Source organism: Streptomyces sp. Tek67B01, assembly GCF_055231995.1.
This window is the reverse complement of record NZ_JBUYUY010000001.1, coordinates 7,247,160-7,259,785: the sequence shown is the minus strand read 5'-3', so window position 1 is coordinate 7,259,785 and position 12,626 is coordinate 7,247,160. Positions and strand designations below refer to the sequence as shown.

The 12,626-nt window shown below is 70.4% G+C and carries 11 protein-coding genes and 1 pseudogene; 3 read left to right on the top strand and 9 right to left on the bottom strand.

Features of this window, described 5'->3' with window-relative positions; all coding sequences use genetic code 11:
- The first annotated feature begins 147 nt into the window (after window positions 1–147).
- Together ACV7NM_RS33275 and ACV7NM_RS33270 are read left to right on the top strand one after the other, a co-directional pair.
- The gene (locus tag ACV7NM_RS33275) at window positions 148–300 is read left to right on the top strand and encodes a hypothetical protein (protein WP_463413786.1); all 153 of its coding nucleotides are present in this window, start codon (window positions 148–150) and stop codon (window positions 298–300) included.
- A gap of 72 nt (window positions 301–372) precedes the next feature.
- Window positions 373–1,359 (top strand): phosphotransferase family protein, encoded by a 987-nt coding sequence (locus ACV7NM_RS33270; RefSeq protein WP_463413785.1) that lies wholly within the window; start codon window positions 373–375, stop codon window positions 1,357–1,359.
- A gap of 266 nt (window positions 1,360–1,625) precedes the next feature.
- Here the strand turns inward: ACV7NM_RS33270 and ACV7NM_RS33265 are convergent.
- The 3 genes and pseudogenes from ACV7NM_RS33265 to ACV7NM_RS33255 form a co-directional block, all read right to left on the bottom strand.
- Window positions 1,626–2,503: pseudogene (locus ACV7NM_RS33265) on the bottom strand (glycosyltransferase family 2 protein).
- A 223-nt stretch (window positions 2,504–2,726) separates the two neighbouring features.
- Window positions 2,727–3,629, bottom strand: a complete 903-nt coding sequence (locus tag ACV7NM_RS33260; protein WP_463413784.1) for a transposase — start codon at window positions 3,627–3,629, stop codon at window positions 2,727–2,729.
- A gap of 152 nt (window positions 3,630–3,781) precedes the next feature.
- Window positions 3,782–4,330 carry a GNAT family N-acetyltransferase gene (locus tag ACV7NM_RS33255; RefSeq protein WP_463413783.1) on the bottom strand — a complete coding sequence of 183 codons (549 nt, stop codon included), beginning with the start codon at window positions 4,328–4,330 and terminating at the stop codon, window positions 3,782–3,784.
- Window positions 4,331–4,416: 86 nt separating this feature from the next.
- Here ACV7NM_RS33255 and ACV7NM_RS33250 point away from each other — a divergent pair, with 86 nt between their 5' ends.
- Window positions 4,417–4,560 (top strand): hypothetical protein, encoded by a 144-nt coding sequence (locus tag ACV7NM_RS33250; protein WP_463413782.1) that lies wholly within the window; start codon window positions 4,417–4,419, stop codon window positions 4,558–4,560.
- A 223-nt stretch (window positions 4,561–4,783) separates the two neighbouring features.
- Here ACV7NM_RS33250 and ACV7NM_RS33245 read toward each other — a convergent pair whose 3' ends face one another.
- The 6 genes from ACV7NM_RS33245 to ACV7NM_RS33220 form a co-directional block, all read right to left on the bottom strand.
- Complete coding sequence (locus tag ACV7NM_RS33245; RefSeq protein ID WP_463413781.1) at window positions 4,784–5,311, bottom strand: NUDIX domain-containing protein; 528 nt, start codon at window positions 5,309–5,311, stop codon at window positions 4,784–4,786.
- Window positions 5,308–6,153, bottom strand: a complete 846-nt coding sequence (locus ACV7NM_RS33240) for a sugar phosphate nucleotidyltransferase (protein WP_463413780.1) — start codon at window positions 6,151–6,153, stop codon at window positions 5,308–5,310. Before ACV7NM_RS33240 ends, ACV7NM_RS33245 begins: the two co-directional genes overlap by 4 nt.
- A 168-nt stretch (window positions 6,154–6,321) precedes the next feature.
- Window positions 6,322–8,433, bottom strand: coding sequence for a hypothetical protein (locus ACV7NM_RS33235; protein ID WP_463413779.1), 2,112 nt, complete (start codon window positions 8,431–8,433; stop codon window positions 6,322–6,324).
- Window positions 8,430–10,013, bottom strand: a complete 1,584-nt coding sequence (locus ACV7NM_RS33230; protein WP_463413778.1) for a radical SAM family protein — start codon at window positions 10,011–10,013, stop codon at window positions 8,430–8,432. The genes ACV7NM_RS33235 and ACV7NM_RS33230 overlap by 4 nt, the downstream gene beginning before the upstream one ends.
- Window positions 10,010–11,062 carry an Ldh family oxidoreductase gene (locus ACV7NM_RS33225; RefSeq protein ID WP_463413777.1) on the bottom strand — a complete coding sequence of 351 codons (1,053 nt, stop codon included), beginning with the start codon at window positions 11,060–11,062 and terminating at the stop codon, window positions 10,010–10,012. Before ACV7NM_RS33225 ends, ACV7NM_RS33230 begins: the two co-directional genes overlap by 4 nt.
- Window positions 11,059–12,591 (bottom strand): glycoside hydrolase family 3 N-terminal domain-containing protein, encoded by a 1,533-nt coding sequence (locus tag ACV7NM_RS33220; protein ID WP_463413776.1) that lies wholly within the window; start codon window positions 12,589–12,591, stop codon window positions 11,059–11,061. Before ACV7NM_RS33220 ends, ACV7NM_RS33225 begins: the two co-directional genes overlap by 4 nt.
- Window positions 12,592–12,626 lie beyond the last annotated feature (35 nt).

The following is a 12,626-nucleotide window of genomic DNA, read 5'->3' as shown; positions in this document are numbered from 1 at the left end:
CCGGCGTAAGGGCGGCAGCGCCGAACCGACCACAAGGACGCCGGCGAAGCGCCGACGAGGCCGTACCAGTGTGACCGGCGGTCACGTCGCGGCGTTGTCGTCGCATGGTGACGACCTCCTCCCCTGCTGAGTCAGCTCATCACGCTCTTGACGCTGTCCCGCGAGCATCACGTCGCGGCGGCCGACGCCACCAGCCCTCACGCCAACCGCCGGGCCATCGGCATCGCCGCCGCGACGCAGCCCTGGCAGCTCGGCATCGTTCTGGAGCACAACGGCCGGCCCCGCAGCCGGAGGGGCTGAACCTGCGGTAGCAACCCCGCCAAGCGATCAGTCCAGTTCCCAGCAGTTCCTCACGGCACGGAAGGAAGTCCCATGAAACTTCAAGTCATCGAACGCTCCGCTAATGCATTTCAGATGGGCCTCACCGATCGCCAGATCCTGGCGGTCGCCCAGCGCGCATTCGGGCCCAGCACCGAGGTCGTGGCGGCAACCGAACTGGGCGGGGGCATGTACAACAGCACCTACCGCCTCGACCTGGCCGACCGCGAAGAGCCGGTCGTACTGCGGGTGGCGCCGGAGCCGGACCGGCAGTTCCGCTCCGAAAGGGAGCTCATGCGCTCCGAGTACACGTCGGTGCCGTGGCTCGCGCCGATCGCCGATCTGATGCCGCGGGTCCTGGCGGCCGACTTCACCCAGTCCGTCATCGGCCGGGACTGGATGATCCAGTCTTTCCTGCCCGGCACCCCGGCGCCGGAGCTGCTCGGCTCGTACCCGAAGGAGACGCACGGGGCGTTCTTCCGGCAGATGGGGGAGATCACGGCGGCGGTGCACGGGGTGTCCGGCCCCCACTTCGGCCCGGTCAACGGTCCCGGTCACACTCGTTGGAGCGAGGCCGTCGCCGCGTCCCTGCACCTGATCGCCGAGGACATCGAGGGCTGCGGCCTGGACGCGGCCGACCTACGCAAGGCCGCCCAGGCCGCCCAGGCCGGGGCGCGCATCCTGGACGAGATCACGGTGCCCCGGCTGCTGACCGGGGACCTGTGGACGGTCAACACCATGCTCGCGGCGGCCGCCCCGGTCCCGACCCTCACCGGAATCCTCGACATGGACCGCACCTGGTGGGGAGACCCGGACGCGGACTGGACCCTGCGCATGGCCAGAGCGAAACCGGACGAGCGCCTCGCCTTCTTCGACACCTACGGCACCCAGGTCTCCACCCCCGCGGCCGAGTTCCGCCGACACGTCTACGAGGCCCTCCACCTCGGCGCGATCCTGCTGGAACGCCACCGCCTGGGCAACGCCACCGGCGTCCAAGCCGGCTACGAAGACATGACCGCCATCTTGGCCCGCCTGGCCTGAGCCTGTACGGACACGAGCAGGGGTACCGCGCGAGTGCGTGGTACCCCTGGTGCGTTCTGTCGTTCAATGCCGATGCGAATAGGGCCGTCAGGGTGATCGGCCCGTGCTTCGACCTCAGCCTGGTCGGTGCACGGGGTGACGACGACGCCGGGGCGGCCTCCGCGGGCGTTGGCCGGGCCCACCAGGTCACCGGGGCGCGCGGAAGCGGACCACGGGGGCGTCCCGTGCGGGCCGACTGTTCCGCGGACAAGCTTCGGTCCCAGCCGTCAGAAGCTCGGCGGCCGGCCCGCCAAGGTAAGTCGGGCAACGGTTTTCCAGGACATGGGGCGTCGACGGCCTTGGCCACCGGAGATGCCCTCGCGGAATCCGGCGATGGTGACGCGCAAGGCCTCGCGGTCGCGTGTACGCCACAGGGTGATCACGGCCCAGGTGGCGAGGTTGAGCGGGATGAGGGGGCGAGGAAGGTTGCGGAGGGCGACCCAGACGCGGTTGCGGGCGTTGAGCCGGTAGAAAGTGTCATGCCGGTCGGGGTCGGTCGCAGGATGGTGGACGACGATGTCGGGCACGTACCGGCCGTGGCAGCCGAGGTCCCAGAGCCTCCAGGCCAGCTCGACTCCCTCGTGGAAGAGGAAGAAGTGGCCCGGCCAGCCGCCGGCGCGGTCGTAGGCGTTGCGGCGGACCATGACGACGCCTTCGGCCATGACGGTGACGACGCCGGGGCGCGTCGGGTCGGATGCGCGAAGGCGCGGTACCCAGCGCCGCAGGGTCACGCCGGTGACGGGGTCGCAAATGCGCGGTGCGCGTACGCGAGTTGGGGGTCGCGGGGAAACTCTGCGACGAGTCGCGCCAGGGTGTCGGTGGCGGGGAGCTGTGCGTCGTTGTCGAAGAAGAACAGGTAGTCGCCCTTGACCTCGGTGGCGCCGATGTTGCGTCCCTCGGGGATGCCGACGTTCTCCGCGAGGGCGATGGTGCGCACGCCTGCGGGTACCTGTTCGGGGACGCAGCCGTTGCCGACCACAACGACATCCAGGTCGATGCCCTTTTGTGCAAGAAGCGAGGCCATCGCCCGGGGGAAGTCTTCGGGGCGGTCGTTCATCGTAAGGACGACGGCGCCGACCGTTGGACGAGATGCGCCACTGCTCACAGAAGTGCCTTCCGCCTCGGCCTCATGAAGTTTTTAACCCTAGTGGCACCGGGGCCCGACGACACGAAGCAGGCCGCACCGCGGCCGCCAGGACAACATGCAGGGCGCGTTTCGATGAGCTGCACCACTGCCTGCCCGGGAGTTGATGGGATCACGGGATCTAACGGTCTCGGGGGAAATTGAGCTTCGGGCGTGCCGGCCTGGTGGCTCGGCTGGTGGGTGATCAGCGGGCGGTGTCGCGGACGAGGACGAGTTCGGTGCTCGTCCGGCGGTGGGTGGCCCGCTGCGCGGATCGGTCGGAGACGAGTGAGGCGATCGCGAGATGGGTCTCGGCGTAGCTATCGCGGCGTCCGGTGAACCGCCGCAGAGGTGCCCACTGGCGGAGCTCGGCGTTGGTGTGCTCCACACAGATCCTTGCCGAGGACTGCCGCCGCCGTGTCTCGTGCCAGGCGTGCTTGTCACCGTCGCACGCCTCGTCCTTGGGCTTCTTCGGCGGGGCGCTGACCTGGCCAGAGAACTCCTTGGCCAGCCCGAGGTATCCGGAATCGACCTTTGCCTTCACGCCGGGACGGATGCGGAACTGCTCGGAGATGCCCTCGGTGCGCACGGCGGTCTGGTCGTGCATCCGGCCCGGGCGGACCAGGCCGGACAGCAGCAGGCGGCCCTGGCCGTCGCTGAACGTGGTGGTCTTGATGGTGTTTTGCTTGCGCTTGCCGGAAACGAACGCCCGGCGCCCGGGGCGGTCGGCTTGCGGGCGGCGGACCTGGGTCTCGACCCCGTCGAGCCGCAGCTCAACGTCCTCCGCCTCGGCATAGGCGAAGACGTCCTCCAGTGTCTTCAGTCGCAGGCCGGGCCGGTCGGGCACTGCGAAACCACGGGCCGCCAGCAACGGGCGGACCTGGCGGATGGCCGTGGAGACGGTGGAGCGATCCACCTCGAAGAGTTCGGCGAGCACTACGTGCGGCAACTGATGGCGCAGATGGACCAGGGTGACCAGCAACCGATCGAGGAAAACCAGCTTGGGCTTTCGGCCGGCCCCCTTCACTCGCCGACGCTCCCCGCCCCGGGCCTCGCGGAGCGCGGACTGCCGCGCGGCCTCCCACCCACTGGCGAGCTCGGCGAGCAACTCGCCGAAATGTACTCGTGAGACACCGGACAGGGCAGGATGGGAACAGGCCGCACGGGCCCAGGCTAGCTTCACAACTCACCCAACCCGTGCGGCCCTTCTCATGTCACGGACCGACCGGGGCGATCACCGTGTGCGTCGAGGTCGTAAAGTTACCCGGCCTGAATCGCGTCTGCCGGAACCTCGAAGATGATCGTGAGTCCGTCGCGCTCGTTCCCCTGCTCTCCGACGCGCGTGAAGCCGAAGCCCTCGATGGAGGCCAGGGAGGCGGTGTTGTCGGATCCGATCCTGGCGCGCACGGTCCTAACACCGGGGTCGGCGGCAGCCCTGACGAGCAGCGCCCTCAGCATGGCGCGGGCGTAGCCCTGGCGGCGGTACCCGGGCACGACGGTGTAGCCGACCTCGACCATGCCGGCCTCGTCCGGCGGCCCGTGGAACCCGGCGTCGCCGACGACGACCCCGTCCGGCTCGGACACCGCTGCCCGCGTGATCCAGGGCGCGGCAGACGGGTCTTCGGCGAGCTGGTCGGCGCGGTAGCCGAAGATCCAGCGGGCCCGGTCACCGACGAAGTGTTCGTCAAGGGCGACTCCGGCCTCGGCGCTGCCGCTGGCGAGGTCACCGTCGGCAAGCGCCCGCAGCGCCTTTGCGCTGAGCTCGACGAAGCGGACGCGTTTGGGGGTGGAGAGAGGTTCGTCATTCATCGCGGAGATGCTCGCCCAACATTGGAGGGCTGTCCACTGCTTTACGGCCTCGGCGGACATGGTGATCGTTCCGGTCGGGCCGTGACATGAAAGGACCGTACGGACGCCGCGATACCTACGCCGAGACCCATCTCGCGATCGCCTCACTCGTCTCCGACCGATCCGCGCAGCGGGCCACCCACCGCCGGACGAGCACCGAACTCGTCCTCGTCCGCGACACCGCCCGCTGATCACCCACCAGCCGAGCCGCCAGGCCGGCACGCCCGAAGCTCAATTTCCCCCGAGACCGTAATCCGGTGTGGGCTCGACGTTGACCTCGATGCCGACGAGAAGGTGCTCGGCGCGGGTCACTACAGCCGAGGTCGCGGCCGGTGACGATGACACGGCCGAAGCGGCCGATATTGATCTCCGGCGTGCCAGCCCGTGTCTGGTTTGCCGGCGCAGATGGCCTTGTTACCGCCATTTGTATGTGCGGTCGGTCATCGGCTCCAAAAGCACCGGAGCGGTGGGCCTATGCACTGTGGGTAGCCAGTTCAAGGCCGTTCGGATGTCAGGGTAGAGGTGCAGGTCCACTGCCTCGCGGTAGTCCGCCCAGATGACTCGGGTGTGGTCCTCGGCGTCCTGCTCGGTGTCGGCGAGGGTACGGCGGACGTGCGGAGGTAGATGGATCAGGTGGATTAGGTGGAGCCGTCGGAGCGGCTTGTCTGCCCCCGGTCGGTTGGTGATCTGGTCCTGCACCCAGCGAAGCTGCGGCGCCTCGGGGACCTCGTTGAGGTCGAGGTCCAGTTCCTCGTGGAGCTCTCGGGCGAGTGCTGCCGGGATCTCTTCTATGTCGTTGACGAGGCCGCCGGGTAAGGAGTACTGGTCTCCGGCAGGGCGGCGACGGTGGATGAGACACATCTGCCGGCCGTCGAGGATGACCGCGCTGGTGCGTACGGGCACGGCGGGCGTGCCCGTACGGGTCTGAGCCTGCACGCTCACGTCAGGGTAATGCCGCGAGCGACCGCGGCCGCGTTGTTCGCCGCCAGCCACCCGGCGGTGTTTCCGCAGTCGTGGTACTGCCCGGTCACGGGGTGGATCAGGACGTCGTGGTCACGCGCGTAGGCGGCGATGGCGTCAGTGGCCCGATACTCGCCATTGGAGGCCGCAGGCTGGAGCTTGTCGAAGTAGGGCACGGCCTCGCCGGAGAGCAGCGCGCGGGAGATGTTGATGAATGCGGTGGTCGCCTGGTAATTGATGGGCTTTTCGACAAGGGAGTCGAGGACCTGGTGGCCGCGGGTGTTCGTCTTGGGGCTGAGGATGCCGTAGCGGTGTGCGGTGGCGCCGGGAACGGTGGCGGCGGCGATGGCGCCGCGGGTGCCGGCTGTGGTGCGGGCGGTGGTGAGGTCGGCGAGGTCGTGGCCGCTGTCGGCGCGCAGGAGGAGGTCGTCGCCTGCGAGGAGGAGGAAGTCGTCGCTGTTGATGAAGTCGGCGGCGAGCATGACGGGCAGGGCGGTTCCGTAGCGGCCGTCGCGAGGCTGCTCGATGAAGGTGAAGTGGGCCTGGTCGTGGAGATGCGCGACGGACTGGTATTTGTCCTGCCAGCCGCGGGCGGTGAAGAAGTCCTTGAGGCCGGTGTCTTCGGTGAAGTAGTGGCGGACCTGTCGGCCGGTCTCGCCTGAGCCGGTAACGATCGCGATCTGGTCTGCTCCGGCGGCCAGGCAGTCGGCGACGGCGTACGCGACGACGGGCTGATCGAGGATCGGGAGCATGCACTTGTTGATCGTCTTGGAGATGGGGAAGAAGCGCGTTCCCATTCCTGCGACGGCGATGACGGCCTTCACGCACGACCCTTCGACGGGCGGCCGGCCTGAGTGATGGTGGGGCCGGTCCGCTGGGGGCAGGGCGGCCCAGTGTACGCAGGCGCAGCCGTGAGTCTGTGAAGGCGCAGGCGAAGGGCGGGGCAGTCCCACGACGAACGGCGTGGGACTGCCCCGCCCTTGGGTGGTGGGTCAGGATGCGGTGGTGCGGGGCATCGGCAGGCTGACGCTCTGGCGTACGTCGGCGGCTGCGGCGAGGGAGCTGGCGGCGGTGATGCGGTCGAGGGCGGGGGTGGGGCGGGCTTCGGGATTGAGTCCGTGGCGCGCTGCCTGGCGGTATACGGCGGTGAGCATGGCGTCGTAGTCGCGTGGGGTGCCGACCTGGCCGTCCACGTAGCGGTGGAGGGTGGCGATGCCCGTCTCGGCGATGGTGTGGCCGGAGAGCTGGAGGGCTGCGAGGAGGTCGGTGTCGAAGGACAGCTCCCGGTCACTCACGCGCGCCAGGGTGGTACGCAGGGCGGTGGTGTTGAAGGCTTTGAATCCGGCTTGGGGGTCGGTGATGTCGAGGGCGAGGAGTTCGCCGACGGCTTGCTGGTAGAGGGTGGCGGTGGCCGGGGGGCCGGCGGGCGGGTAGTAGCCGGCGGAGTCGGGCTGGCGGCGGGAGCCGATGGCTGAGCCGGTGCCGGGTGTGGCGAGGGCGTGGAGGAGCAGGCCGAGTTGGTCGAGGGGGTAGGTGAGGTCGAGGTCGGTGTAGGCGAGGTGCGGGTATCCGGCTTCGGCGAGTTGGGTCAGGCCCCACAGGACGGCTCCGCCCTTGGCGCTGGCCGGGTCGGGGCGGTGGGCGATGGTGTGCCGGATCTGTAGCTGTCCGGGCGGAAGGGCGGCTGTGGCCGCGGTGGAGGAGGCGGCGTCGGGGTCTTCGTCGACGAGGAGGAGCTCGGCGCGGGCGTTGGGGTGGGCGGCCAGGAGCCAGGCAAGTTGGGCGGTCTTCGCCACCAGTGCGTCCTGTCCACCGGCGATGCGGGCGGCTTCGCCGCGCATGGGGACGACGATGCCGATGCGGGGCGCGGTGGGGTGGGCGGTTAGGTGGGCTTTGGAGCGGGCGGCCTTGATGGCTGCGATGAGGCCGTGGATGTGGAGGGCGCCGGGGATGCGGTCGCGGCGGAGCTTGGCGTGTTCCCGGACGAAGGAGATGAGCAGGGCGTCGTCGAAGTGGGTCAGCGGGGAGTGGCCGCGGTTGCCGGTGAGGTGGTCGGCGATGGTGTGGATGAGGGTGCGGCCGGTCTCATCGGTGGCCCAGCACTGGTCCGGGGTCGGGGTGTCGTTGCCCTTGGGGCAGATGGTGCGGACGTGGGTGGTGAGGAGGTCGTATCCGGCGACGAGGGCACGCTGGACGGGGTCCCACAACGCGCCGTCGGCGGTGGTGGCCGCGGCGTCCCACGCGGCGCCCCACAGAGGTGTGTGGGTACGGGCGGCGCGCTGGGCGGCGGTGACCTGCTGCCAGCGGGCGTGGACGGCGGGCCAGGGGCAATCGGGTTCGGTGCCGGTGGCGAGCGCGGTGCCGGCGAGGTAGGCGAGGGCGAGGGCTTGTCCGGCGAGTTCGGGGGTGGTGGCGGCGGCGGTGAGGGCGTCGTACCAGAGGTCGGCGGCCTGGGTGAGGCCGCCGGTGTGTGCGGCGATCTCGGCGATCGTCTTGGTGCGTAGGGCGGTGAGTTCGGCGTTCATGCGGCCCTGGCAGGTGCGGTGGAGCGCGGCGTCGGCGGCGAGATCGAACGGTGTGGTGGCTGGGCTGGCGGCGCGGCGGGCGCCGAGGAGGATGGCGAGGGCGGCGTCGGCGGGCCCGGCCAGGGCCGGGGTGGTCAGAAGCGGGGCGAGGAGGTCGTGCAGGGCGGTGGTGTCGACGGAGGCGGCCATCGCGGCGAACTTGGGGCTGCCGAGGACCGCGTGGTCAATGGTCTCGGGGCGCACGGCCAGGGCGGCCATGGCGCGGGTGAACTTGTGGCAGCCGTCGCCGTCGGGGAAGAGGACGGTCTTGAGGCGGGCGGCGGGCTGCTTCAGGTCCGGGCGCGCCACGATGAGATGGGCGAGCGCGGCGGGGGGCAGGTCGGCGCGGGCGTCGAGGGCGGCGGTGATCCGGTCGGCGGTCGCGGGTTCGGTGATGGAAAGTAGTGCGGCCAGGACGGCCGGGTCAGGGTCGGCCGTGGCCGCCAGGAGCACCGCGACCTCGGCGTCCGGCTCGGTGGGCCGCTGGGTGAGCGGACTGTCGGCGAGCGGCAGGAACATACGGGCGAAGGTGTGGGTCATGAGAGCTTCCCGGCGACGAGGTCGGCGGCCTGTCGGGCCGTGTGGACGGGGGACAGCAGGTTCTGGCGCAGGAAGGTGCGCTCGAACTGGCTGAGCTTCGCGTGGACGATCGTGGTGACGGGGTTGATGTCCACCCGGCTGCCGGTGCGGCCGATGCGCTCCAGCAGCTGCCCGACCTGTTCGGCGGTGGGCATGGTGGCGGCGGCGCAGGCCTGGTGCTGGGCGGCGGGGCAGCGCAGTCGGCAGTTGGTGGCCGGCAGGTCGTAGTGGCCGTTGTAGTCCGGCAGGTGGCTTCCGCGTTCGACGGAGCGGCCGCAGGAAGAGCGCTTGAGCACCGCGGGCCGCTCGCCTGAGGGGATGTCCGAGAAGACCTCGTCGAACATGGCCATGATGCGGGTCTCGGTCGCTGAGGTGAGGAGCTTCTTGCCGGCGGTGAAGCTGCCCTGGGGCAGCGGCAGCCCGTACTCCATGAAGGAGCGGGCGTGATCGTCGGCGAACTTCAGGCCGCCCAGGACCACGGTGCGGGCCCCAGCCTCCTTGAACACTTCCCACACGTGCCGCAGGTGCGCGTCGCTGGTGTTCAAGCCCTCCGCGATCGGACGGTAGTAGGCGAGCACGTTGAGCCTGTCCGACTGCAGGATCCTGGCCAGGAAGTCGATACGGCGCTGACGGTTCGGCGGCTCGACGGATTCGGGCATCGCCGAGTAGCAGACGTTGATGTCGAGGTCGACGTGAACCAGGGACTCCAGCGCCCGAATCTTCTCCTCCGGCAGGGCGTGCTTGGTGATGCACGACACCCGGTTGGTCAGCCCCAGGTCGTCTAGGAGCTTGAGCGTGCCCCAGGTGCGGTCCCACAACTTGGGCAGGAAGGCTTCGCTGGTGGACATGTGCAGGCCGATCGGGGTGATGTGCGGGGTGAACCAGGGGTGCGCAAGGAGCCGCCGGACGGCTTCTTCGGCGCCGATGAAGCCGTCCGGCTCCCAGGCATTGACGTATCCGTACACGGTGTCGCCCTCGCGCCGGTAGCAGTAGGCGCAGCCGAGCGGGCAACCGATTCCGAAGTCGACGGAGACACCGCCCTTCATCTGGGACACCAGGTAGCGGGTGTTCAGCCCGTCCGGGCCCGCCTCGGACTGCCAGGCGGCGATCTGCTCCGACGACGCGAACGGCACGAACCCGGGCGGGAGCTCCTCCTTGAACGCCAGCGGCGCCCACGGGGTGCCTACCGGCCCCGGGAACGCGTAGGCACACCGCAGGACGAAGTGCAGGGCGTCCCTCTCCGCCGGGGCGAGCCCGTGTGCGCCGGTCAGGGGGGCCAGGACACGAGTGGGCAGTTCCTGCAGGGGGACGCGTCGTCCGGTCCGTTCGGTCAGCATCCGCTGGTCGGCGGCGGCGCCGAGCGCCTGATGAAGCTGGCCAACGCACAGCCTGCTGGCGGCGGTCAGGACGGGGTAGGGGTCGGCCAGGTCGAGCAGGCTCTGCAGGACGCGCCCGGCCCGTGGCCGGGCAGCGCGGTCCAGGAGCAGGCCGGGTCCGTCGGCGGCGAGGTCCTCAAGGGTGGTGGGCGGTGCGGTGGTCATGATCGGGTGTCCTCTCCGGCCGGTGCAGGCGTACGGATCAGGTGGGGTGTGGTCCAGCCGGTGGGTGCCTCAACGTGCCCCTCGCCAGCGGCGATGAGGGCCAGCACGTCGTCCTCGTCGAGGCTGATACCAGTGGTCTTGGAGCGGGTGCGGCTGACCCAGGCCCGGTCGCCGGGCATCCGGGCCCCGTCGGCGCGGACCTGGGCGGCGACCGCTTCGACCCCGGCAGCCAGGTGAGCGGCTGCGCCGAACCGGCGGGGGTCCACCGCCAGGCACAGCAACCCGCGGCCCTCCGAACCGACAGGCAGGGGACTGCTGGCGGTCAGTGAACCCACCAGCAGCTCCAGCAGGATGGCCAGGGCTTGTCCGCGCTCACCGGAAGGCAGGAGCGCGGCCGCATCGGCCGGATCGAGGACCGGGCGGCCCTCGGCATCCACGGCGCTGCCCGGTGGAAGGGGGCGGCCGGTGGCCGCCCGCCGGTGCAAGGCCCCCCAGGACATCGCGCCGGCTGCCATGTCGAGCAGCACTGGTTCCTGCGGATCCGGTCCAGGGATCGCAATGGCCAGGGCCGTGTTGCCCAGCACCGGTTGCCCGGTGCCGCCGTGCAAGGCCACGCTCGCGGACGAGGTCTGGGCCGCAAGGAGCACGATCAGCCCGTGACGGGCGGCCCAGGTCACGTACACGCCGAGCGCCCCGGCGTGGCCGGTATTACGCACGGTCGCCACAGCCGCCCCACTCCGGCGGGCGCGCACGGCGCAGACGCCAACAACGTGCCGGGCCGCGACCGGGCCGGGTGCCAGGTCCCCGTCCAGGGCAAGACAGGCCGGGCTGTCGCCGCGCAGGGTGATCTTCGGGCGGGGGTTGAGGCGGTCGGAGCGGAGCTTGGAGAGATAGCCGGGCGCGAGCCGGGAGCCATGTCCCGTGATCCCGCGCAGATCCGCCTCTACGTGGGCCTGGGCCATGGTGCGGCCGCCCTGCCGGGTCATCCCGGCAGCCCGGTAGAGCTGCTGGAGGTAAGTGGTGAGCTCGATGACCGGAATCTGGATCACCACAACTCCCCTCGCGGGAGCCGGCCGCCGGCGCGGAAAAGGATCTTGGCCGCGACCTCGGCGCTCGCACAGTGCGGGCTGTAGGCGGCGATCAGCACGTCGGCACCGGAGCCCGCCAGGTCCTCGACGTCACCGAAGGCAACCTGCACGACGGGCACGGCATGACCGGCCAGTCTGTTGGACTCGGCCGCAGCTCCGCTGATCTGCCCCGGCCCGCGACCTGTGTCGTAGCCGTACACCACCACAGCGCATGCCTCGGCGGGGATGTCACCGCCCGCCTCCACAGCGAGCGCCGTTCGGCGTTCACCGAAGATCCCGGGGAAGACATCCGGCGCGTGGCGGGCACTGTCGGCACGGCGCTCCCCTTGATCGGGCACACGGAACAAGGCGATCGGCCGGGCGCCCTTCGGCAGCGGCAGCAGGCCCTCCCCTCGCATCACCGTGACCGACCGGGCCGCGACCTGATCGGCGACTCCTGCTGCGTCAGAGTTCGCGGTCTGCCACATGGGCAATGAGGCCGGCGGTGTGTACCCGAAGCGGTCCTCCAGCTCCCGGACCCGCGCTGCGGACACGGTGATCCGGGCCGGATCGATGCGGCCTTGAAAGAAAGCTTCGGTGAGTCCGTCTACGACGGCCGAGCGCCGTTTCCCATCTGCCGTTGTCTGCGGGCCGTGGTGACCGCGAGAGATCTCCGAGTCCAGCATGACCACGTCGACCCCTGCGGCCACTGCCGCTACGGCGGCCTCCACCAGCCCGCCCAGCGGTCCGTGGACGGCGGGAAGGGACAAGTTCTCGCTGACGATGACCCCGCCGAAGCCGAGACCGTCGCGCAGAAGCCCGATCACCCGGGCCGAGGCGAGCGCCGGCTCAGTATCGAGTTCACGCACCACGTGGCTGCCCACCATGACGCAGGCCACTCCGGCCTGAACGGCGGCTTCGAACGGCACCAGGGCTCCGGGCGCCAGTCGTTCCACGACCGGCACGGTGTGGTGCGGATCCGCCGCCACCCCGCCCAGCCCCGGGAAGTGCTTGGCGGTAGCGGCGACCCGTGCGCCCTGCAGGCCCCGGACGAATCCGGCCGCGAGGCGCCCCGCCATCACCGGATCTGCGGAGAAGGCCCGGGTGCCTACCGCGGAAGTCGACGGTGTCGTGCCCAGGTCGCAGACTGGGGCCAGATTCCAGCACAGCCCTACCGCGCGCAGCTGGCGGCCCATCGCAGCGCCCGCGAGCTGGGCCAGCTCGGCCGAACCGGCTGCCCCAAGCGCCGCATTTCCCGGGAACTGGACGGTCTGCGCCCAGTCCAGGGCATTGAGCCGGCCGCCCTCCTGATTGACGCTGATCAGCACAGACCGCTCACTGTCAGCCGCGCCTTCGATGATTTCCCTCATCCGCTGAGCGCTGGTGGCCTGGTCCTTCCCGATCCGGGCCCACCCGCCGGGTACCCCTGCCAGCGGCCGACCGGGCCGCACCAGAAGCTCGACCTGCTCCCGTACGTCCGATTCCTGCTCGGAGGCTGGATGTCGTGGCATGCCTCGCCCTCCTCAACACCTTGGTGATTCCGCCG

Coding starts and splice junctions, on each gene's coding strand:
- ACV7NM_RS33270 (WP_463413785.1), top strand. CDS start 373: ATGAAACTTCAAGTCATCGAACGCTCCGCTAATGCATTTCAGATGGGC.
- ACV7NM_RS33255 (WP_463413783.1), bottom strand. CDS start 4,330: ATGAATGACGAACCTCTCTCCACCCCCAAACGCGTCCGCTTCGTCGAG.
- ACV7NM_RS33250 (WP_463413782.1), top strand. CDS start 4,417: ATGAAAGGACCGTACGGACGCCGCGATACCTACGCCGAGACCCATCTC.
- ACV7NM_RS33235 (WP_463413779.1), bottom strand. CDS start 8,433: ATGACCCACACCTTCGCCCGTATGTTCCTGCCGCTCGCCGACAGTCCG.
- ACV7NM_RS33230 (WP_463413778.1), bottom strand. CDS start 10,013: ATGACCACCGCACCGCCCACCACCCTTGAGGACCTCGCCGCCGACGGA.
- ACV7NM_RS33220 (WP_463413776.1), bottom strand. CDS start 12,591: ATGCCACGACATCCAGCCTCCGAGCAGGAATCGGACGTACGGGAGCAG.